This is a genomic window from Rhizobacter sp. P2_H3 (genome assembly GCF_056403355.1).
The window spans coordinates 20,346-41,738 of record NZ_JBFUFQ010000016.1 but is presented as its reverse complement, the minus strand read 5'-3'; the positions used below and the strand labels follow the sequence as shown (position 1 = coordinate 41,738).

Below are 21,393 nucleotides of genomic sequence, written 5' to 3'. Positions count from 1 at the left end.
CGGGCCGTGCTCGGTGTGCGTTACTCGGTGTGCGTTACTCGGCGTCGCCGGTGTAGCTCGCGAGCGATTCCGCACCCTTGAGCTGCTCGCGCCAGGTGCCGGTGACCTTCGCCAGCTCCTGCTGCGCCGAGGCGGTCAGCACGATCGCTTCCGAGGTCTTGGCCACCACCAGCGGATCCTGCTGCTGGCCGCGCAGCTTGAACTCGAAGTGCAGGTGCGGCCCGGTCGCCCAGCCGGTCATGCCGACGTTGGCGATGTGCGTGCCCTGTTCGACCCGCTGGCCGCGCTTCACGTCGATGCGGCTCAGGTGGGCGTACACCGTCTCGCGGTCGTTGCTGTGGCGGATCTTCACGACATTGCCGTAGCCGTTCTGCCAGCCGGCGAAGTCGACCACGCCGTCGCCGACGCTGCGCACCGAGGTGCCGGTCGGTGCGCCGTAATCCACGCCCAGGTGGGCGCGCCAGCTCTGCAGGATCGGGTGGAAGCGCATCGAGAAGCCGGACGTCACGCGCGAGAACTCCAGCGGGCTCGCGAGGAACGCGCGGCGCTTGCTCTGGCCGTCGAAGCCGAAGTAGCCGCCCTTGCCGGACGGGTCCTTGAACCACACGGCCGAGTAGCTGCGGCCGTTGCTGACGAACTCGGCGGCCAGCACGCGGCCGGCGGCCTGGTTCCAGGTGATCACCTCGCCGTCGGCGGTCAGTGCCTCGTAGACGACGCTGAAGCTGTCGTTCTTGCGCAGCTCGCGGTGGAAATCGATGTCGGTCGAGAAGATCTCGGCCATCTGCACGGCCACCGGGTCGGGGATGCGCGACTCGTCGGTGGCAGCGAACAGCGAGCTGCGGATCGTGCCGCTGCCCAGCCGCACCTGCGCCGCGAGCGCTGCCTGCTCCACCCGGGCCTCGAAGCGGCCGTCGACGCGCTTTACGCTGAGCCGCGAGAAATGGGTCGCCCATTGCGCCGGATCGGCGGCCGGGAAGCGGGCCACCAGTTCCTCGAGCTGGCCCGAGGCGTCGCTGCGCACCTGCACCATCTTGCCGGCGCGCCCTTCGAGCAGCAGGCGGGCCGTCTTGTCGCTGCGCAGGAACGCGGCGGCTGCGACATCGGTCACGTTGACGCGGCGCAACAGGCTGTCGGCGGTGTCGGCGTTGCGGGTCAGGTCGCTGCGGTAGAGCGACAAGTCGTGGCTGGCCAGCGCCTCCAGCTGCGATCCGACATCCTCGGGGGTGACGCTTTCCGTCACCACGCGGCGCGGCAGGTCGGATGCATCGGGGGCCATCGGCGCGATGGCGAAGGCGGTGACGCCCGCGCCCATCAACAGCGCGACCACAGTGCCGGCGAGCGTGCGCGGGTGGCGGTGGACGAAGCGCTGGGTGGAGGTGCCGGCCGAGGCCAGCGCGTGATCGAGAGAATCCAACGAGTTCACTGCTGTGAAGGGCGGTGAAGCCCTGTCTGCAAGCACACCGCCATCGGACGCCGCGCTCTGGGTCTGTCTTGCTGCCTGCAGGCGTCCACTAGAATCGCGGTCGCTTGCGGGCCCCTGTCTTCGATGGGGCCGGCACCCGGAAGCGGCGCAGTATAGCCACCGACTTCCGCGCCATTGTTTCCGGCACTATTCCCGGAATACCCCCACAAGTTCGTTCTGCAACCGGCCCCGAAAACCATGTCCGCCCAGCCGCCTTTTCCGATCACCGACCGCACGCGCGAGGCGCTGGCGGTGTCATTGAGGGGCTGTGACGAGCTGTTACCCGAGGGCGAGTGGCTGAACAAGCTTGCACGCTCTGAAGCAACCGGCGTGCCACTGCGCATCAAGCTCGGGCTGGATCCGACCGCGCCCGACATCCACATCGGCCACACCGTGGTGCTGAACAAGATGCGCCAGCTGCAGGACCTGGGGCACACGGTGATCTTCCTGATCGGCGACTTCACGTCGATGATCGGCGACCCGTCCGGGCGCAACAACACCCGCCCGCCGCTCACCCGCGAGCAGATCGAGGCCAACGCGCAGACCTACTACCGCCAGGCCGCGCTGGTGCTGGACGAGAGCCGCACCGAGATCCGCTACAACTCCGAGTGGAGCGATCCGCTGGGCGCGCGCGGCATGATCCAGCTGGCATCGCGCTACACGGTGGCCCGCATGATGGAGCGCGACGATTTCACGAAGCGCTTCAAGGCCGGCACGCCGATCAGCGTGCACGAGTTCCTGTACCCGCTGATGCAGGGCTACGACTCGGTCGCGCTGAAGAGCGACCTCGAGCTCGGCGGCACCGACCAGAAGTTCAACCTGCTGGTGGGCCGCGCGCTGCAGAGCGAGTACGGCCAGGAGCCGCAGTGCATCCTGACGATGCCGCTGCTCGAAGGGCTGGACGGCGTCGACAAGATGTCGAAGAGCAAGAACAACTACATCGGCATCACCGATGCGCCGAACGACATGTTCGCGAAGATCCTGTCGATCAGCGACACGATGATGTGGAAGTACTTCACGCTGCTGAGCTTCCGCCCGGAGGCCGAGGTCGCGGCGCTGAAGGCCGAGGTCGACGGCGGGCGCAACCCGAAGGATGCGAAGGTGCTGCTCGCGAAGGAGATCACCACCCGCTTCCACAGCGCGGCGGCGGCCGACGCGGCCGAGGCCGACTTCAACAACCGCGCGAAGGGCGGCATCCCCGACGTGATCGACGAGATCGCGCTGTCGGGCGCGCCGCTGGGCATCACCGCGCTGCTGAAGCAGGCGGGGCTCGCGCCGTCCACCAGCGAGGCCGGCCGGCTGATCGAAGGCTCCGGCGTGCGCGTCGACGGCGACGTCATCAGCGACAAGGGCCTGAAGCTGAACGCCGGCACCTACGTCGTGCAGGTCGGCAAGCGCAAGTTCGCGCGCGTCACGCTGGGCTGATCGCGATGCGGCGGCGCAGCGTTCTCGTGAGCCTGGCGGCAGGCGTGTTCCTGGCGGGTGCGCAGGCCGCGCCGTCCGAGGCCGAGCGCGCGCGCATCGAGCGCCTGATCGCCTGGGTCGGTGCCCAGAAGGACCTGAAGTTCGTCCGCAACGGCAGCGCCTATTCGCCGGCCGATGCGGCGAAGTTCCTGCGCGGCAAGTTCGACAAGATGGGCGAGCACGTCACGACCGCGCGGCAGTTCATCGACGAGATCGCGAGCCGCTCCAGCACCAGCGGCCAGCCCTACCTGATCCGTTTCGCCGACGGCCGCAGCATCCCTGCGGCGCAGTTCCTCGGCGACGAACTCCAGCGCATGGACCGCTGATGGGTGTCGAGGCACTGCTGCGCCTGTCGGTGGTCGCGGCGCTCGCCACCATCGCGCTGAAGACGGGGGCCTGGTGGGTCACCGGCTCGGTCGGCCTGCTGTCGGACGCGATGGAGTCGCTGGTCAACCTGGTCTCGGCGCTGTTCGCGCTGCTGATGGTGAACATCGCGCGCCGGCCGGCCGACGAAGACCATCCGTCGGGCCACACGAAGGCCGAGTACTTCTCCAGCGGCTTCGAGGGCATGCTGATCGCCGCAGCGGCGGTGAGCATCGTCTGGGCGGCGGTGCTGCGCTTCGCGCACCCGCAGCCGCTCGAGTCGCTGGGCTGGGGCCTGGCGCTGTCGGTCGCCAGCTCGGCGATCAACGGCGTGCTGGCCTGGCGGATGATGGCCGGCGCACGGCAGCACCGTTCGATCGTGCTGGAGGCCGATGCGCGCCACCTGATGACCGACGTGTGGACCTCCGCCGGGGTCATCGTGGGCCTGCTGCTGGTCCAGCTGACCGGCTGGCTGTGGCTGGATCCGGTGCTGGCCGTCGGCGTCGCGCTGAACATCCTGCGCGAAGGCGCGCAGCTGGCATGGCGCTCGGTCGAGGGCTTGATGGACAGTGCCGTCGAGCCGGAGATCCGCGAGCAGATCGATCGCACGCTCGCGCAGTTCGGCCACCACCCGATCCGCTTCGACCATGTCGTCACGCGGCGCGCCGGGCAGCGGCGCTTCATCGATATGCACATGCACGTGCCGGCCGACTGGACGCTCGGCCGCGCGGCGGCGTTGCGCGCCGATGTCGAGCAGGCCTTGATGGGTGACGTGCCTGGCCTGCGGGCCTCGATCCAGCTGCTGCCGACGAATGTCGAGGCGGCGGCAGCATGATCTCCATCACGCAGCGGGTGGCGCAGGCGCGTGTCGAGGTGGCGGGCGAAGTCATCGGCGCGATCGACGCCGGCCTGCTGGTGCTGGTCTGCGCCGAGCCGGGCGACACGCCGGCGATCGCCGACAAGCTGGTCGCGAAGCTGCTGAAGCTGCGCATCTTCGGCGACGAGCAGGGCAAGATGAACCGCAGCGTCACCGACATCGGCGGCGGGCTGCTGATCGTCAGCCAGTTCACGCTGGCGGCGGACGTGTCGGGCGGCAACCGGCCCAGCTTCACCGCGGCGGCGCCGCCGGCGCTGGGCCGCGAGCTCTATGAGCGGGTGCTCGCCACCGCGCGGTCACAGCACCCGACCGTCGCCAGCGGCGAGTTCGGGGCGGACATGAAGGTTCACTTGATCAACGACGGGCCCGTCACGATACCGATCACGTTGCGAGCATGATCAAGCAACTCCCGCGGAACCGGCTTTGCCGGGCCGCTGGGAGGCGCCCCTTGGGGGCAGGAGTGAAGCGACTGGGGGGCCAACAATCAGTCGGCGTATTGACCGGCGGCCTTGATGATCGGGCCCCACTTGTTGATCTCGGCCTCGACGAACTTCTTGTGCTCCGGGCCGTTGACGCGGGCATCGGTCATCACCACCGCGCCCAGGCCTTCTTCACGGTGGATGAAGTCCGGATCCTTCAGCGCGACCTTCAGCGCCGCGTTGATCTTGTCGGTGACGGCCTTCGGCGTGCCCTTCGGCGCATACAGCGCGTGCCAGATGCTGACGTTGAAGCCCTTCAGCCCCGATTCGTCGAGCGTCGGCAGCTTGGCCAGCGCCGGCGTCGTCAGGCGCTTGGTGCTCGTGACCGCGAACGCCTTCACCTTGCCGCCGGCGATCTGGCTGGTGGTGTTGGTGGTCTGGTCGCACATCAGGTCGACCTGGCCGCCCAGCAGGTCGGTCATCGCCGGGCCGGTGCCCTTGTACGGCACGGTCGTCATGTCGACCTTGGTGGTGCTCATGAACAGCAGGCCGCACAGGTGCGAGGCCGATCCGAGCCCGGCGTTCGCCAGGTTGATCTTGCCCTTGTTCGCATCGAGCCACTTGGTCAGCTCGGCATAGTTCGTGGCCGGCAGCGTCGGCTTGCCGATCAGCGTCATCGGCACTTCGTTGATCATGCCGAGGTACTCGAAGTCCTCCAGCGTCTTGTACTGCATGTTGCGGTACAGCGCCGGCGAGGTGCTCATGCCGATGTGGTGCAGCAGCAGCGTGTAGCCGTCGTTCRACGCCTTGGCCACCTTGGTCGCGCCCAGCGTGCCGCCGGCGCCGCCGACGTTGTCGATGATGATGACCTGGCCGCCCAGCGGCTTGCGCAACGCCTCGGCCAGGTCGCGCGCGACCTTGTCGGTCGGGCCGCCTGCGGAGAACGGGACGACGATGGTCACCGGCTTCTCGGGGTACTCGGCCAGGGCGGCGGTCGCCGTCAGCAGTGCGGCGCCAGCCAGCAGGAGTTTCTTCATGGTCGTGTCCTTTCGAGCAAGCGTGTCGGAGAGTCGGAAGACCCGAGCTTAAGGAAGCTCCGAGGCGCCGGCATGGCGGAAACTACGTAACCCGGAGACCCCGCAAGGCCATTCAGATCAGGTGGTCGGCCAGCACCCGCGCGACGTGCAAGGCCTCGCGCTGCGCGCCGTCGGCGATCTGGTGCCTGCAGCTGGTGCCATCGGCAACGATGATCGCGTCGGGCGCCTCGCGCACCGCCGGCAGCAGGCTCAGCTCGGCCATCTGCATCGACACCTCGTGGTGGCTCGCCTCGTAGCCGAAGCTGCCGGCCATGCCGCAGCACGAGCTCTCGATCAGCGCCGGCTGCGCGTCCGGGATCAGCTTCAGCACGTCGAGCACCGGCTGGATCGCGCCGAATGCCTTCTGGTGGCAGTGGCCGTGCACCCGCATCGCCTGCGTCGCCGGCCTGAAGCGCGGCGCGAAGCGGCCCGCCTTCGCCTCGCGCGCGAGGAATTCCTCGAGCAACAGCGCGTGATCGGCCAGCACCTTGGCGTCATCGCCCAGGCCCATCACCAGCATCTCGTCGCGCATCGTCAGCAGGCACGACGGCTCCAGGCCGACGATCGCGATGCCGCGCTGCGCGAACGGCAGCAAGGCCTTCAGCAGCTCGCGCGCATTCGCCCTGGCCTGCTCCGGCATGCCGGCGGCCAGGTAGGTGCGGCCGCAGCACAGCGCCGCGCCCGGCCGGCTCGCGGCATGCACGGCGTAGCCGGCCGCCTGCAGCACGCGCACCGCGGCGGTCGCGTTCTCGCTCTCGAAGGCGCCGTTGAAGGTGTCGACGAACAGCACGACCGGCTTGTCGGCCTGCAGCACCTCGGCGCGCGTGACCAGGCCGATGTGCGGCGCGGCGCGGCGAAAGGTGTCGCGGCGAAAGCGCGGCAGGCTGCGCCTGGCCGAGAGGCCCAGCCAGCGCTCGGCCAGTCCCTTCGCGCCGGGCAGCGTCTCGCGCAGGTTGAACAGCCACGGCGCGGCGCTCGCGAGCCGCGCATAGGCCGGCAGGTGGGCGACCAGCCGGTCCTTCAGCGTGTGGCCGTGGCGGGCCTTGTCGTGCGCGGTGAACTCGAGCTTCATCTTCGCCATGTCGATGCCGGTCGGGCAGTCGCGCTTGCAGCCCTTGCAGCCCACGCACAGGTCCATCGCGTCGCGCACCGCATCGCTCGTGAAGCCCTGTTCGCCGAGCTGGTTCGACAGCGCGAGCCGCAGCGTGTTCGCGCGGCCGCGCGTCAGGTGCTGCTCGTCGCGCGTGACGCGGTAGCTCGGGCACATCGTGCCGGCGTCGAACTTGCGGCAGTGCCCGTTGTTGTTGCACATCTCGACCGCCTTCGCGAAGCCGCCGCTCGCGTCGCCACCGGTGCCGGGCGCCGTCGTGGTCTCGGTCGCCGGGTCGTTCTGCACGTTCCAGGCCGACCAGTCGAAGACCGGCTTCAGCGCGATCGTCCGGTAGCCCGGCGCATAGCGGAACAGGCTCGCATCGTCCATCTTCGGCGGATCGATGATCTTGCCCGGGTTCATCAGGTTCAACGGGTCGAGGTGCTGCTTGATCGCGCGGAAGGCCTCGTTGAGGCGCGGCCCGAACTGCCACTCGATCCACTCGCCGCGGCACAGGCCGTCGCCATGCTCGCCGCTGTAGGCGCCCTTGAACTTGCGCACCAGCGCGCTGGCCTCCTCGGCGATCGAGCGCATCTTGTGCGCGCCGCCGCCCGGGCCGCCCTGGCGCATGTCGAGGATCGGCCGCACGTGCAGCGTGCCGACCGAGGCGTGCGCATACCAGGTGCCCTTGCTGCCATGCCGGTGGAACACCTCGGTCAGCGCGTCGGTGTACTCGGCCAGGTGCTCGAGCGGCACCGCGCAGTCCTCGATGAAGCTGACCGGCTTGCCGTCGCCCTTCAGGCTCATCATGATGTTGAGGCCCGCCTTGCGCACCTCCCACAAGGCCTTCTGCGGCGCCTCGTCGCGCATCTCGACCACGCTGCCCGGCAGCTTCAGCGCATCGCCCATCAGCTCGACCAACTGCTTCAGTTGCGCAAGCAGCACGGCCTTGTCGTCGCCGCTGAACTCCACCAGCAGGATCGCCTGCGGCTCGCCGACCAGGGCCGACTCGATCGTCGCGCGGAACGCCGGGTTCGCGCGCGACAGCTCGATCATCGTGCGATCGACCAGCTCGACCGCGCTCGGGCCCAGCTTCACGATGTGCTGCGCCGAATCCATCGCGGCATGGAAGCTCGGGTAGTTGACGACGCCGAGCATCTTGTGGCGCGGCAGCGGCGCGAGCTTCAGCGTCAGGCTGCGCGTGAAGGCGAGCGTGCCTTCGGCGCCGATCAGCAGGTGCGCCAGGTTGACGCTGCCGTCGGCGGTGTACGGCCGCTCGCTCTGCGGGTGGAAGATGTCCAGGTTGTAGCCGCCGACGCGGCGCATCACCTTCGGCCAGCGCAGGTCGATCTCGTCGCGCTCGGTGGCCGCCAGGCCGCGCACGAAATCGGCGATCGCGGCTTCCTTCGCGCCCAGCTGGTCGACGCGGCCGAAGCGCACGTTGCTGCCGTCGCTCAGCCAGGCCTCGGCGGCGAGCACGTTGTGCACCATGTTGCCGTAGGCGATGCTGCGCGAGCCGCAGGAGTTGTTGCCGGCCATGCCGCCGAGCGTGGCCTGCGCGCTGGTCGACACGTCGACCGGGTACCACAGCCCGTGCGGCTTCAGGAAGGCGTTCAGGTGGTCGAGCACGATGCCGGGCTCGACCTGCACCGTCATCGCGTCGCGGTCGAACGCGATCACCTGGCGGTAGTGCTTGCTGGTGTCGATCACGAGCGCCGCGCCGGTGGTCTGGCCGCACTGCGAGGTGCCGCCGCCGCGCGGCAGCAGCGGGGTCTTCAGGTCGCGCGCGATGTCGATCGCGGTGGCGATGTCCTGCGCGCCGCGCGGCACGAACACGCCGACCGGCATGATCTGGTAGATCGACGCATCGGTCGCGTAGCGGCCGCGCGAGGCGATGTCGAACAGCGTCTCGCCCTGGGTGTGGGCGGACAGGCGCTTCGCCAGCTCGGCCGCCTCGGGGGTGCCGAAATCTCGCAGCGAGCGGCCGGCCTCGCGGGCCACGCCGGCGTCGACCAGCGTGTTCATGCCGACACCTTCGGCGACGAATCCAGCTCGCCGTGCTTCATCAGTTCGAGCACCACGTCGCGCTTGTTCAGCAGGTGCTGCACCAGCAGCTGGCGCAGGCCGGCACCATCGCGGGCCGTGAGCAGCTCGACCATGCGCTCGTGCTCGCCCATCGCGCGGGCCCACTTGGCCTCGTCGCAGTTGGAGCGGAAGCGCAGCGCCTGCAGGCGGGCGTTCACCGTGGCATAGGTCTGCGTCAGCACCGGGTTGCGTGCCGCGGCATTGATGTGCCGGTGGATCACCGCGTTGATGCTGTAGTAGGTGGGCAGGTCGCGCCGCGTGTAGGCCGCGAGCATCTCGAAGTGCAGCGCGCGGATCTCGGCCAGCTCGGCCTCGGTGATGCGCTGCGCCGCCAGCTCGCCCGACAGGCCTTCCAGCCCGGCGATCACCTCGAAGGTGTCGGAGACGTCCTGCGCCGAGAGCTCCATCGCGACCGCGCCGCGGTTCGGCAGCAGCTCCACCAGCCCTTCGGCGGCCAGCATCTTGATCGCCTCGCGCAGCGGGGTGCGCGACACCTTCAGCTGCTCGCACAGCGCGCGCTCGTTCAGCTTGCTGCCGGGTGGGATGTGGTTCTCGACGATCAGCTGGCGCAGCCGCGTGCACACCTGTTGGTGCAGCACCTGGCGAGGGATGGAAATGATGTCGGCCATCGTGGACTTTCTGAATTTGTATTCATTTTCTGTGCAGGTTGATGGTCATCATACGGATGCCATCGCGGGTGGCAACCATTGACAAAAGAATTTTGTATGCAAAACTCAGGCGCATTCGGACCTCGTCAGGAGTCGTCATGATCGCGCTAGACCAGCACCCCAGCGGCCGTCATTTCCTGCAGATCCCCGGGCCCAGCCCGGTGCCGGATCGCATCCTGCGGGCGATGAGCCTGCCCACCATCGATCACCGCGGGCCGGAGTTCGGCGTGCTCGGGCTGAAGGTGCTGTCCGGCATCCAGCAGGTGTTCCGCACGCGGCACCCGGTCGTGATCTACCCGGCGTCCGGCACCGGCGCGTGGGAAGCCGCACTGGCCAACGTGCTGAGCCCCGGCGACGCGGTGCTGATGTACGAGACCGGCCACTTCGCGAGCCTGTGGCAGAAGATGGCGCTGCGCCTGGGCCTGAAGCCGGAGTTCCTGGCGCTGCCCGGCACCGATGCGCTGACCGGCCTGCCGAACAGCTGGCGCCACGGCGTGCAGGCCGACCTGATCGAGAAGCGCCTGCGCGAGGACGCCGGCCATGCGATCAAGGCGGTGTGCGTGGTGCACAACGAGACCTCGACCGGCGTCACCTCCGACATCGCCGCGGTGCGCCGCGCGATCGATGCGGCGAAGCACCCGGCGCTGTTGCTGGTCGACACGATCTCGGGCCTGGCCAGTGCCGACTACCGGCATGACGAGTGGGGTGTCGACGTGACGGTCAGCGGCTCGCAGAAGGGCCTGATGCTGCCGCCGGGCATCAGCTTCAACGCGGTGTCGCCGAAGGCGATCGAAGCCAGCAGGAAGGCGCAGCTGCCGAAGGCCTTCTGGGCCTGGGACGAGATCATCGAGATCAACAAGACGGGCTACTGGCCCTACACGCCGAACACCAACCTGCTGTACGGCCTGAGCGAAGCGCTCGACATGCTGCTCGACCAGGGGCTCGAGACGGTGTTCGCGCGCCACCAGCGCTGGGGCGAGGCGGTGCGCAGCGCGGTGCGGGCCTGGGGCCTGCCGATCCAGTGTGCCGACGCATCGGTCTACTCGCCGGTGCTGACCGGCGTGATCACGCCCGAGGGCGTCGACGCCGATGTGCTGCGCAAGCTGATCCACCAGCGCTTCGACCTGTCGCTCGGCACCGGCCTCGRCCGCGTCAAGGGCCGCATGTTCCGCATCGGCCACCTCGGCGACTGCAACGACCTGACGCTGATGGCGGCGCTGTCGGGCGTCGAGATGGGGCTGAAGCTGTCGGGCATCGTCACCGCGGGCAGCGGCGTGCAGGCGGCGATGGACTACTTCTCGTCGCATCCGCAGAGCCCGGCCCTGAAGGCCGCGGCCTGAAGACATCGCATTCCACAACAGTCAGGAGGTTCGCATGCAACGTCGCTCCCTTCTACAGGCCGCGGCCGGCACGGTCGCCAGCCTCGGGGCACCGCGCCTGTTCGCGCAGGGACTGCCTTCGGGCCCGATCCGCATCATCGTCGGCTTCCCGCCGGGCGGCGGCACCGACGCGCTGGCGCGCGTGCTGGGCCAGAAGCTGGGCGTGATGTGGGGCCAGCAGGTGATCGTCGAGAACAAGGCCGGTGTCGCCGGCGTGCTCGCCGCCGACTACGTCGCGCAGCAGCCGAGCGACGGCAGCACGCTGCTGATGGCGCACATCAACAGCCACGCGCTCGCACCCAGCCTGCAGCCCAAGCTGAACTACAACGTCGAGCGCGATTTCGTGCCGATCATGCTGGTGGGCGTGACGCCCAACCTGCTGATCGCCGGCACGATGCAGCCGGCCGTCACGGTGAAGGACATCGTCGCGCTGTGCAAGGCCAAGCCCGGCGAGATCAGCTTCGGCTCGGCCGGCTCGGGCTCGGCCCAGCACCTGGCGCTGGAGATGTTCAAGCTGAGCGCGAAGGTGAATGCGCTGCACATCCCGTACAAGGGCAGCGCACCGGCCATCACCGACCTGATCGGCGGGCAGATCAACTACGTGTTCGAGACGATGACGGCCGCCACGCCGCACGTGAAGGGCGGCAAGGTGATCGCGATCGCGCAGACGCGCACCAAGCGAGCGAAGGGCCACCCGACGGTGCCGACGATGGCCGAGCAGGGCTTCCCCGATTTCGAGGCCACCACCTGGTATGGTCTGGTCGGGCCGGGCAAGCTGCCGAAGGGGCTGGCGCAGAAGATCAACGACGACGCCAACAAGGTGATGGCGATGCCCGACGTGCAGGAGCGGCTGGAGAGCTACGGCGCCGAAGACGGCGGTGGGTCGTCGGAGAAGTTCACCGCGTTCATCCACGCCGAGATCGCGAAGTGGGCGAAGGTGGTCAAGGAAGGGCACGTGAAGGCGGACACCTGAACGGCATCCGCAGCCAACCGTTCGGGCTGAGCCTGTCGAAGCCGGCGCATCGCGCGGGCGTTTCGACAAGCTCAACGCGACCCTTCGACAAGCTCAGGGCGAACGGGGAGGCTAGGTGTATTTGCGCGCGTCCTCGATGACGCGTCCGTCATTGGGCAGGCTGCCCGGTGCGCACAGTTCCACCTCGCCGCGCAGCTTGGTCACGTCGCGGATCGCATCGGCGATGCGCGTGGCCAGGCCCTCTGGTTCGGCGGTCACTTCGACGCGCAGCGCCATGCGGTCGCTCGCCATCTCGCCGCTGACCACCAGCCGCGCCCGCACGATCTCCGGGAAGCGCCTGGCCACCTCGGCCACCTGCGACGGGTGCACGAACATGCCGCGCACTTTCGCGGTCTGGTCGGCGCGGCCCATCCAGCCCTTGATGCGCGTGTTGGTGCGGCCGGTCGGGCAGCGGCCCGCCAGCACCGCCGACAGGTCGCCGGTGCCGAAGCGCACCAGCGGGTAGTCCGGGTTCAACGTGGTCACGACCAGCTCGCCGACCTCGCCATCGGGCACCGGGTCGCCGGTGCCGGGCCGCACGATCTCGACGATCACGCCTTCGTCGAGCACCAGCCCTTCGCGCGCTTCGGTCTCGTACGCGATCAGACCGAGGTCCGCCGTCGCGTAGCACTGGTAGCCCTCGATGCCGTGGCCGCGCAGCCAGTCGCGCAGCGACGGCGGAAAGGCCTCGCCGCTGAGCAGCGCGCGGCGCAGCGAGCCGGGGACGCTGCCGCCGCCCTCGAGCGCCTTGTCGACCAGGATCTTCAGGAAGCTCGGCGTGCCGGCATAGCCGTGCGGCCGCAGCTCGCGCATCGCCTGCAGCTGCAGCTCGGTGTTGCCGACGCCGCCGGGGAACACGGTGCAGCCGAGCGCGAGTGCACCGCCTTCCATCATCGAGCCGGCCGGCGTCAGGTGGTAGCTGAAGCTGTTGTGCACCAGGTCGCCAGCGCGGAAGCCCGCGGCATGCAGCGCGCGGGCGGCGCGCCAGTAGTCGGTGGCCGCACCCTCGGGCTCGTAGATCGGACCGGGCGACTGGAACACGCGGCGCGCGCCGCTCGGGCGGCGCAGGCCGCGCCAGCCGATGGTCGAGAAGCCGCCGAACGGATCGCTGGCGCGCTGCGCCTGCTGAAGCGCCAGCAGCTCGTGTTTGCGGATCACCGGCAGCGCCGCGAGCGCCGCGCGGTCGGTGATCCGCGCGGCATCGGCACCGGCGGGCAGCGCATCGAACGCCGGCGCATGGGCCTGCGCATGCGCCAGCAGCGCCGGCAGCGCCGCGAACAGCGCGCGCTCGCGCTCGGCCGGCTCCCGTGTTTCCAGCGCGTCGTAGAAGGTGCCCATCACTCGTCATCCGCCCAACGGACCAGGCGCTTGCGCACCTCGTCGACCAGCTTGCGCACGTCGGCGCCGCTCTTCAGCACCTGCGTGTCCCATTCCGGCGTCGTGATCGGCCGGCGGGCGATGCGCGCGGTGATCGTCGCGGCATCGCTCGCGAGCTGCAGCACCGGCTTGCCCTTCCAGTCGAACGCCGCGCCGCGCTCGGCCAGCGGCTTCAGCTCGCGCAGCTGGCGCTTCAGCGTGACCAACGTCTCGTCGGGCTTGAAGGGAGGCAGGGCGAAAAAATCATCGGACATCACATCGCTCCATATTTCGCACAGCACCGTCAATCAAGCGGCCACCGTGGAACCGGCTTTGCCGGGCCACTGGTGGCGCCCCCTTGAGGGGGAGGCGCGCAGCGCCTCGGGGGTGGGTCACGTCAACCAGCGTTTGCGGCGCTTGTAGCTCTTGACGTCGCGAAAGCTCTTGCGCTCCACGTCGTCCTTCGCGCCGCCGGTGCCGAGGTAGAACTCCTTCACGTCCTCGTTCTCGGCCAGCGCCTTGGCCGCACCGTCCATCACGACGCGGCCGTTCTCGAGGATGTAGCCGTGGTCGGCATAGCGCAGCGCCATCGCGGTGTTCTGCTCGGCGAGCAGGAAGGTCACGCGCTCGCGCTGGTTCAGGTCGCGCACGATCTCGAACACCTCCTCGACGATCTGCGGCGCGAGGCCCATCGACGGCTCGTCGAGCAGCACCATCTTCGGGTTCGCCATCAGCGCGCGGCCGATCGCGCACATCTGCTGCTCGCCGCCCGAGGTGTAGGCCGCCTGCGAGCCGCGCCGCGTCTTCAGCCGCGGGAAGTAGCCGTAGACCTTCTCCAGCGTCTCGGCCACCGCCGCCTTGCCGTCGCGCCGGGTCCAGGCGCCGGTCATCAGGTTCTCCTCGATCGTCAGGTGCGCGAAGCAGTGCCGGCCTTCCATCACCTGCACGACGCCGCGGTTCACCATCTCGGCGGTGGACAGCGCCTCGATGCGGTCGCCGCGCAGCTCGATGCTGCCCTTGGTGACCGCGCCGCGCTCGCCCGCCAGCAGGTTGCTGACGGCGCGCAGCGTCGTCGTCTTGCCGGCTCCGTTGCCGCCCAGCAGCGCGACGATGCCGCCCTCGGGCACCTGCAGCGAGACGCCCTTCAGCACCAGGATCACGTGGTGGTAGATCACCTCGATCCCGTTGACGTTGAGCAAGACCGGTGCGCTCATGGGATCAGCTCTGGCAGTCTTCAGGGCTGCGGCGGGTCAGCTTCTTGTCGGTGGCGTACTTGTCCGCCGCCGCCTTCACCATCGGCTTCAGGATCTGCTCGTCGGCCTGGTACCAGTCGGAGCTGAAGTTCCACTTGCTGCCGTCCCAGGTGTGCACCCGCGTCCAGGTGGTGCCCATGTGGTCGAGGCACGAGGTGCTGACCGGCCGCATCACGCCGGCAAAGCCGAGCGCATCGAGCTTCTTCTGGTCCAGCGCCAGGTTCTCCAGCCCCCAGCGCACCTGTTCGCCGGTCATCACCTTGCCCTTGCCAAACCGCTCCTGCGCGCGCCGCACCGCCTCGACGCCGAGCATCTGGATGATCAGCCCGCGCGTGTACAGCACCGAGCCGACCTCGTCCTTCGGGCCGGCGCCCTGGCCCTTGTCGTGCACGTACTTCAGGATGTCCTGGATCACCTTCGGCTGCTGGCCCGAGGTGTTCAGCGCCAGCGCGTTGTAGCCCTTGGCGGCGTCGCCCACGTCCTTCACGTCGGGCTCGGCACCGGCCCACCAGACGCCGTACATCTTCTCGCGCGGGTAGCCGGTGGCGATCGCCTCCTTCAGCGCGGTCGAGTTCATCACGCCCCAGCCCCACAGCAGCACGTAGTCGGGCTTCTGCTGGCGCACCTGCAGCCAGGCCGATTTCTGCTCGACGCCGGGCGCCGTCACCGGGATCTTCAGCAGCTCGAAGCCGTGCGTCTTCGCGCGCTCCTCCAGCAGCGGCATCGGCTCCTTGCCGAACGGGGAGTCGTGGTACACGAGCGCGATCTTCTTGCCCTTCAGCTTGTCGAGCCCGCCTTCCTTCTTGCCGATGTGCTGGATCAGGATGTCGGCGGCCGTCCAGTACGAGCCCATCAGCGGGAAGTTCCACTTGAACACGCCGCCGTCCTGCGAGGCCGCCAGCCCGTAGCCGAGCGTGATCAGCGGGATCTTGTCGGCCGGCACCTTGTCGGTCAGCGCGAAGGTGATGCCGGTGGCCTGCGGGTCGAAGAGCGTGACGCCGGCGCGGCCCTTCAGGCGCTCGTAGCATTCCACGCCGCGGTCGGTCGCGTAGCCGGTCTCGCATTCCTCGTAGCTCAGCTTGACGCCGTTGATGCCGCCATCGCGGGCGTTGATCATCTTCAGGTAGTCCTGCTTGCCGTTGGCCCACGGCGTGCCGTTGGGCGCGTAGGCGCCGGTGCGGTAGACGAGCAGCGGGAAGAACTGCTCCTTGGCCTGGGCCAGCGCGGCCGGCGCGGCGAGCAGGCCGGCCCAACCCACCGCGGCGATCGCGGCAACCCGTGCGAACGACTTGAACTGCATGTCTGTCTCCGTTGGTGGTGGTGGTGATCAGTGGGGGAAGGGCCACAGCCGCAGCTTCTCGCGCGCGGTGGACCACAGCCGCGCGAGGCCGTGCGGCTCGACGATCAGGAAGAACACGATCAGCGCGCCGAAGATCATCGATTCGAGGTGCGACGCGAGCGCGGTCGACAGCGGGATGTCGAACCAGCGCGGCACCTGGTTCAGCAGCAGCGGCAGCAGGATGATGAAGGCCGCGCCGATGAAGCTGCCGCTGATCGAGCCGAGCCCGCCGATGATCACCATGAACAGCAGCTGGAACGAGCGGTCGATGTTGAACGCGGCCGGCTCCCAGGCGCCGAGGTGGACGAAGCCCCACAGCGCGCCGGCCACGCCGACGATGAACGAGCTGACCGCGAACGCGGTGAGCTTGGCGTACATCGGGCGGATGCCGATCACCGCGGCGGCGACGTCCATGTCGCGCATCGCCATCCATTCGCGGCCGATGCTCGCGCGCACCAGGTTCTTCGCGAGCAGCGCGAACACGCAGACGAAGACCAGGCACAGCAGGTACTTGGACACCGGCGATTCGATCGGCAGCCCGAGCACGTTCAGGCCCGAGACGCTGACCGAGCCGGACGACGAGTTGTTGGTGAACCACGAGATGCGCAGGAAGGCCCAATCGGTGAAGAACTGCGCGGCCAGCGTCGCGACCGCGAGGTACAGCCCCTTGATGCGCAGCGACGGGATGCCGAACAGCACGCCGACGCCGGTGGCGCACACGCCGCCCAGCAGCAGCGACGCGACGAGCGGCATGCCCGGGATGCGCACCTGGAAGTTGTAGGCCGCGTACGCGCCCACTGCCATGAAGGCGCCGGTGCCCAGCGAGATCTGGCCGCAGTAGCCGACGAGGATGTTCAGGCCGAGCGCGGCGAGCGACAGGATCAGGAACGGGATCAGGATCGCGCGGAACAGGTACTCGGGCGCGGCGAGCGGCAGCACGACGAAGGCGACGGCCAGCAGCGCGAGGATCGCGGCGCGGTCCTGCAACACCGGGAAGATCTGCTGGTCGGCGCGGTAGCTGGTCTTGAACTGGCCGTTCTCTCTGTACAGCATGGCTCAGACCCGATCGATGATCTTCTCGCCGAACAGGCCCTGCGGCCTGACGAGGAGGAACAACAGCGCCAGCACGTAGGCGAACCAGATCTCGATGCCCCCGCCGAACATCGGTCCGAGGTAGATCTCCGACAGCTTCTCGCCGACGCCGATGATCAGCCCACCGAGGATCGCGCCCGGGATCGACGTGAGCCCGCCGAGGATCACCACCGGCAGCGCCTTCAGCGCCACCAGCGACAGCGAGAACTGCACGCCCAGCTTGCTGCCCCAGATGATGCCGGCCACCAGCGCGACGATGCCGGCCACCGACCACACGATGACCCAGATGCGGTCGAGCGGGATGCCGATCGACTGCGCCGCCTGGTGGTCGTCGGCCACCGCACGCAGCGCGCGGCCGGTGGCTGTCTTCTGGAAGAAGAGCGCGAGCAGCGCGACCAGCGTGGCCGCGACCAGTGCCGCCACCAGGTCCTCCTGGCTGATCAGCACGCCGCCGTCGAACGTGCCCTGCAGCACCAGCAGCGGCTCCTTCGGCATGCCGACGTCGATCTTGTAGATGTCGTTGCCGAACAGCGTCTGGCCGAGCCCGTCGAGGAAGTACGCGATGCCGAGCGTCGCCATCAGCAGCGTGATGCCGTCCTGGTTGACCAGCCGCGACAGGCACAGCCGCTCGATCAGCCAGGCCACCACCACCATCAACGCCGCCGCGGTGATGAAGCCCAGCACGTTGGCGAGCAGCTTGCTGTCGAAGTGGAACCACTGCGGGAACCACTCGGAGAAGCGCGCCATCGCGAGCGCCGCGAACAACACCATCGCGCCCTGCGCGAAATTGAACACGCCCGAGGCCTTGTAGATCAGCACGAAGCCGAGCGCGATCAGCGCATACAGCATGCCCGCCATCAGGCCGCCGAACAGGGTTTCGAGGAAGAAGCCCATCAGTGTTGAACCCCGAGGTAGGCCTTGATGACATCCGGATTGGATCGAACCTCGCCCGGCGTGCCGTCGCCGATCTTCCTGCCGTAGTCGAGCACCACCACGCGGTCGCTGATGTCCATCACTACCCCCATGTCGTGCTCGATCAGCACGATGGTCGTGCCGAACTCGTCGTTCACGTCGAGGATGAAGCGGCTCATGTCCTGCTTCTCCTCGACGTTCATGCCGGCCATCGGCTCGTCCAGCAGCAGCACCTGCGGCTCCATCGCGAGCGCGCGGCCGAGGTCGACGCGCTTCTGCAGCCCGTAGGGCATCTTGCCGACCGGCGTCTTGCGGTACGGCTGGATCTCCAGGAAATCGATGATGCGTTCGACGACGCGCCGGTGCTCGATCTCCTCGCGCTCGGCCGGCCCGAGGCGCAGCGCCTGCAGCAGCAGGTTGCTCTTCATGCGCAGGTTGCGGCCGGTCATGATGTTGTCGAGCACGCTCATGCCCTTGAACAGCGCCAGGTTCTGGAAGGTGCGCGCGACGCCCATCTCGGCCACCTGGCGCGAGTTCATGTGGCGGAAGGTGCGCCCGCGCAGCGCGATCGAGCCCTGCTGCGGCTGGTAGACGCCGTTGATGCAGTTCAGCATCGAGCTCTTGCCGGCGCCGTTCGGGCCGATGATGGCGCGGATCTCGTGCTCGCGCAGGTCGAAGCTGATGTCGGTCAGCGCCTTCACGCCGCCGAACGACAGGCTGATGTTCTTCACGTCGAGGATCACGTCTCCCACGGCTCGTGTCATGCGGCGCTCCTGACCGACGCGAAGGTCTTCGCGTCGGCGATGCGCAGGTCGGCCGCGACCATGCCGCTGCGGCCGTCCTCGAACTTCACCGCGGTCTCGACGTACTGCGAGCTGCGGCCGCCGTACAGCGCATCGACCAGCACCTGGTAGCGCTCGCCGATGAAGCCGCGCCGCACCTTGCGCGTGCGGGTGAGTTCGCCGTCGTCGGCGTCGAGCTCCTTGTGCAGCACCAGGAAGCGCGTGATCTGGCTGCCGGCGAGCTTGTCGTCGGCCGCGAGGTCGGCGTTGACCCGCTCCACGCAGTCGCGCACCAGCTCGTACACCTCGGGCTTCTGCGCCAGGTCGGTGTAGCCGGCGTACGGCAGGTTGCGGCGCTCGGCCCAGTTGCCCACCGCCTCCATGTCGATGTTGATGAAGGCGCAGACCTTCTCGCGCCGGTCGCCGAAGGCCACCGCCTCCTTGATGTGCGGAAAGAACTTCAGCTTGTTCTCGACGTACTTGGGCGCGAACATCGCGCCGTCGTTCGCCCCGCCGACCAGCCGGCCGACGTCCTTCGCGCGGTCGATGATCTTCAAGTGGCCCTGCGCGTCGAGGAAGCCGGCGTCGCCGGTGCGGTACCAGCCGTCAGCGGACAGCACCTCGGCCGTCGCGGCCTCGTTGCGGTAGTAGCCCTTCAGCAAGCCGGCCGAGCGCACCAGCACCTCGCCGTCGGCACCGACCTTCAGCTCCACGCCGTCGATCGGGATGCCCACCGTGTCGGCGCGCGCCTGGTGGTCGGGTTGCAGGCAGACGAACACGGCGGTCTCGGTCGAGCCGTAGAGCTGCTTCAGGTTGATGCCGATCGAGCGGTAGAAGCTGAACAGGTCCGGCCCGATCGCCTCGCCGGCGGTGTAGGCCACGCGCACGCGCGACAGGCCCAGCGTGTTGCGCAGCGGGCCGTAGATCAGCAGGTTGCCGAGCGCCCAGGCCAGCCGGTCGCGCAACGCGAGCGGCTTGCCGTCCATGCGCGCCGGGCCGACGCGCCGCGCAAGCGCCATGCAGTGGCGGAACAGCCAGCGCTTGGGCGCGCTCGCGTCTTCCATGCGGATCATCACGCTGGTGAGCAGCGCCTCGAAGACGCGCGGCGGCGCGAAGTAGTAGGTCGGCCCGACCTCCTTCAGGTCGATGCCGACGGTGGCGGGCGACTCCGGGCAGTTGACGACGTAGCCGCAGGTGAGCCACTGCGCGTACGAGAACACGTTCTGGCCGATCCACGCGGCCGGCAGGTAGGCGAGCACCTCTTCGCGCTCGGTCAGCTTGTCGAAGCGGGCGCCGGCGCGCGCCCGGTCGATCAGGCTCGCATGCGTGTGCACCACGCCCTTCGGCTGGCCGGTGGTGCCGGAGGTGAAGAACATGGCGGCGACGTCTTCGGGCCGGTTGCGCTGCACTTCATCGTGGACGTGCGCCGGGTGCGCGGCATGGAAGAGGCGGCCGGCCGTGACCAGCGCGTCGAGCGGGGCGAGGCCGGGTTCGTCGTAGTGGCGCAGCCCGCGCGGGTCGTCGAACCAGATGTGGGTGAGGGCCGGGGCGGGGCACTGCGGGCGGATCTCGAGCAGCTTGTCGACCTGCTCCTGGTCTTCGACCACCGCGAACGCGACGCCGGCATTGACGACCGGGAAGACGAACTCGGCGGCGGCCGCATCCTGGTACAGCGGCACGGGAATGGCGCCCAGCGATTGCGCGGCGAGCATCGTCGCGTACAGCCGGGGCCGGTTCTCGCCGACGACGATCAGGTGCTGGCCGCGCTGCAGGCCGGCCTGCGCGAAGCCGGCGGCCAGCTCGCGCACCAGCGTGGCGAGCTGGGTCCAGCTCAGCGTCTGCCAGATGCCGAACTCCTTCTCGCGCAGCGCCGGGGCGTCCGGCCGCTGCGCGGCATGGTCGAGCATCAGACGGGGGAACGTCGTCAGCACCGCTGTCTCCTTGTGTGTGCGGCGACTGTACGAACAAGTTTGACGCCAGGTTGTCGTTCTGACGACAATCTTCGGGACATCCCCCTTCGGTCTTACCCGGGGCTACGTGCCGATCGTGCGCAGGCCGTGCGGCGTGTGGATGTGCGCGACCAACTGCGGTCGGGCGCCGGCGGGGAGCGGCGACACCTGCACGGACGTGTCGAGCCCGAGCGTCGCGAGCAAGGCCGTCACGCGCTCAGGCTCCGGATGCCGGGCCTCGAAGCGGTGCAGCGTGCAGCCCACGTCCTGGAGGCCGGCGGCAGGATGGGTGGATGCCTGCCGTTCGATCAGGGCCGGCGCGATGCCGTCCATCGGCAAGCTCCCGTCGAGTGGGATGGTGATGAGCCACTGCAATGCGCCACGGGTGATCGGCTCGATCTCGCCGAGTGCTTCCGGCGCAGCCGCGGTGGCGCTTCGGATGTCGCTGGTGCGCGCGACCCAGTTGGACAGGCGGGGCGGGGCGTGCGGGTGCAACGTGTCGAGTGCGAACCAGCGCGGCCGGCCCGGCGCAGGCGCGGCGGGATTCACCGCGATGACTTCGAGGAAGAGGTCGTCGCCCAGGCGCAGCAGCAGGTTGTGCGTGCCCATGCGCGGATGCTCGCCGCCGGTCTGCAGCTCGACACCGAGCGTGTCACGGACGAACGCGGCGCCCTGCGCCAGCGTCGGGGCGGTGATGGTGATGTGATCGAGCTGGCACGGATGCATCGCGCGTCCTCGCGGCAGGGATCGGCGGATTCTGCCGGTTTGACGATCCCTCGCACCGCTGCCCACAATCCCGAGGATGGCGAGGACAT

The 21,393-nt window shown here is 68.9% G+C and carries 19 protein-coding genes; 6 read left to right on the top strand and 13 right to left on the bottom strand.

Going from position 1 to position 21,393, the window contains the following annotated elements:
• Nucleotides 1-34 precede the first annotated feature (34 nt).
• Nucleotides 35-1,414: a M23 family metallopeptidase gene (locus tag AC1D1T_RS05380; RefSeq protein ID WP_477825176.1), complete on the bottom strand. Its 1,380-nt coding sequence runs from the start codon at nt 1,412-1,414 to the stop codon at nt 35-37.
• A gap of 246 nt (nt 1,415-1,660) precedes the next feature.
• Between AC1D1T_RS05380 and tyrS the strand changes: the two genes are divergently transcribed.
• Genes tyrS through dtd form a run of 4 tightly spaced genes read left to right on the top strand, consistent with a single transcriptional unit; the run spans nt 1,661 to nt 4,564 of the window.
• Complete coding sequence (tyrS, locus tag AC1D1T_RS05375; RefSeq protein WP_047506393.1) at nt 1,661-2,887, top strand: tyrosine--tRNA ligase; 1,227 nt, start codon at nt 1,661-1,663, stop codon at nt 2,885-2,887.
• 26 nt (nt 2,888-2,913) lie between these two features.
• On the top strand, nt 2,914-3,252 hold the full coding sequence (locus AC1D1T_RS05370) for a DUF5329 family protein (RefSeq protein WP_477825175.1): 339 nt from the start codon (nt 2,914-2,916) through the stop codon (nt 3,250-3,252).
• Nucleotides 3,252-4,124, top strand: a complete 873-nt coding sequence (locus tag AC1D1T_RS05365; protein ID WP_477825174.1) for a cation diffusion facilitator family transporter — start codon at nt 3,252-3,254, stop codon at nt 4,122-4,124. The genes AC1D1T_RS05370 and AC1D1T_RS05365 overlap by 1 nt, the downstream gene beginning before the upstream one ends.
• Complete coding sequence (gene dtd / locus AC1D1T_RS05360; RefSeq protein WP_477825173.1) at nt 4,121-4,564, top strand: D-aminoacyl-tRNA deacylase; 444 nt, start codon at nt 4,121-4,123, stop codon at nt 4,562-4,564. Before AC1D1T_RS05365 ends, dtd begins: the two co-directional genes overlap by 4 nt.
• 86 nt (nt 4,565-4,650) lie before the next feature.
• On the opposite strand, the gene AC1D1T_RS05355 is transcribed toward dtd, so the two are convergent.
• The 3 genes from AC1D1T_RS05355 to AC1D1T_RS05345 all read right to left on the bottom strand — a co-directional run bounded on the left by AC1D1T_RS05355 (nt 4,651) and on the right by AC1D1T_RS05345 (nt 9,465).
• Nucleotides 4,651-5,622 carry a tripartite tricarboxylate transporter substrate-binding protein gene (locus tag AC1D1T_RS05355; protein ID WP_477991559.1) on the bottom strand — a complete coding sequence of 324 codons (972 nt, stop codon included), beginning with the start codon at nt 5,620-5,622 and terminating at the stop codon, nt 4,651-4,653.
• A gap of 112 nt (nt 5,623-5,734) precedes the next feature.
• Nucleotides 5,735-8,776 carry an FAD-binding and (Fe-S)-binding domain-containing protein gene (locus AC1D1T_RS05350; RefSeq protein WP_477840628.1) on the bottom strand — a complete coding sequence of 1,014 codons (3,042 nt, stop codon included), beginning with the start codon at nt 8,774-8,776 and terminating at the stop codon, nt 5,735-5,737.
• Nucleotides 8,773-9,465, bottom strand: coding sequence for a GntR family transcriptional regulator (locus AC1D1T_RS05345; RefSeq protein WP_465114827.1), 693 nt, complete (start codon nt 9,463-9,465; stop codon nt 8,773-8,775). Before AC1D1T_RS05345 ends, AC1D1T_RS05350 begins: the two co-directional genes overlap by 4 nt.
• Nucleotides 9,466-9,602: 137 nt before the next feature.
• On the opposite strand from AC1D1T_RS05345, the gene AC1D1T_RS05340 reads away from it, so the two are divergent.
• The gene (locus AC1D1T_RS05340) at nt 9,603-10,844 is read left to right on the top strand and encodes a pyridoxal-phosphate-dependent aminotransferase family protein (protein WP_477991557.1); all 1,242 of its coding nucleotides are present in this window, start codon (nt 9,603-9,605) and stop codon (nt 10,842-10,844) included.
• 34 nt (nt 10,845-10,878) lie between these two features.
• Nucleotides 10,879-11,856: a Bug family tripartite tricarboxylate transporter substrate binding protein gene (locus AC1D1T_RS05335; protein ID WP_477825168.1), complete on the top strand. Its 978-nt coding sequence runs from the start codon at nt 10,879-10,881 to the stop codon at nt 11,854-11,856.
• Nucleotides 11,857-11,967: 111 nt separating this feature from the next.
• On the opposite strand, the gene AC1D1T_RS05330 is transcribed toward AC1D1T_RS05335, so the two are convergent.
• The 9 genes from AC1D1T_RS05330 to AC1D1T_RS05290 all read right to left on the bottom strand — a co-directional run bounded on the left by AC1D1T_RS05330 (nt 11,968) and on the right by AC1D1T_RS05290 (nt 21,304).
• A complete protein-coding gene (locus AC1D1T_RS05330) occupies nt 11,968-13,233 on the bottom strand; it encodes a phenylacetate--CoA ligase family protein (RefSeq protein WP_477840624.1) in 1,266 nt (421 codons plus the stop codon).
• Nucleotides 13,233-13,526 (bottom strand): hypothetical protein, encoded by a 294-nt coding sequence (locus AC1D1T_RS05325; RefSeq protein WP_465114832.1) that lies wholly within the window; start codon nt 13,524-13,526, stop codon nt 13,233-13,235. Before AC1D1T_RS05325 ends, AC1D1T_RS05330 begins: the two co-directional genes overlap by 1 nt.
• 117 nt (nt 13,527-13,643) lie before the next feature.
• On the bottom strand, nt 13,644-14,465 hold the full coding sequence (locus tag AC1D1T_RS05320; protein ID WP_465114834.1) for an ABC transporter ATP-binding protein: 822 nt from the start codon (nt 14,463-14,465) through the stop codon (nt 13,644-13,646).
• Between the two features lie 4 nt (nt 14,466-14,469).
• Complete coding sequence (locus tag AC1D1T_RS05315) at nt 14,470-15,804, bottom strand: ABC transporter substrate-binding protein (protein WP_465114835.1); 1,335 nt, start codon at nt 15,802-15,804, stop codon at nt 14,470-14,472.
• A 27-nt stretch (nt 15,805-15,831) separates the two neighbouring features.
• A complete protein-coding gene (locus AC1D1T_RS05310) occupies nt 15,832-16,896 on the bottom strand; it encodes a branched-chain amino acid ABC transporter permease (RefSeq protein ID WP_477825895.1) in 1,065 nt (354 codons plus the stop codon).
• A gap of 3 nt (nt 16,897-16,899) precedes the next feature.
• Nucleotides 16,900-17,829, bottom strand: a complete 930-nt coding sequence (locus AC1D1T_RS05305) for a branched-chain amino acid ABC transporter permease (protein ID WP_047506418.1) — start codon at nt 17,827-17,829, stop codon at nt 16,900-16,902.
• On the bottom strand, nt 17,829-18,611 hold the full coding sequence (locus AC1D1T_RS05300) for an ABC transporter ATP-binding protein (RefSeq protein ID WP_047506420.1): 783 nt from the start codon (nt 18,609-18,611) through the stop codon (nt 17,829-17,831). The genes AC1D1T_RS05305 and AC1D1T_RS05300 overlap by 1 nt, the downstream gene beginning before the upstream one ends.
• A complete protein-coding gene (locus AC1D1T_RS05295) occupies nt 18,608-20,560 on the bottom strand; it encodes an AMP-dependent synthetase/ligase (protein WP_477825894.1) in 1,953 nt (650 codons plus the stop codon). The genes AC1D1T_RS05300 and AC1D1T_RS05295 overlap by 4 nt, the downstream gene beginning before the upstream one ends.
• A 102-nt stretch (nt 20,561-20,662) precedes the next feature.
• Nucleotides 20,663-21,304 (bottom strand): VOC family protein, encoded by a 642-nt coding sequence (locus AC1D1T_RS05290; protein WP_477825893.1) that lies wholly within the window; start codon nt 21,302-21,304, stop codon nt 20,663-20,665.
• Nucleotides 21,305-21,393 lie beyond the last annotated feature (89 nt).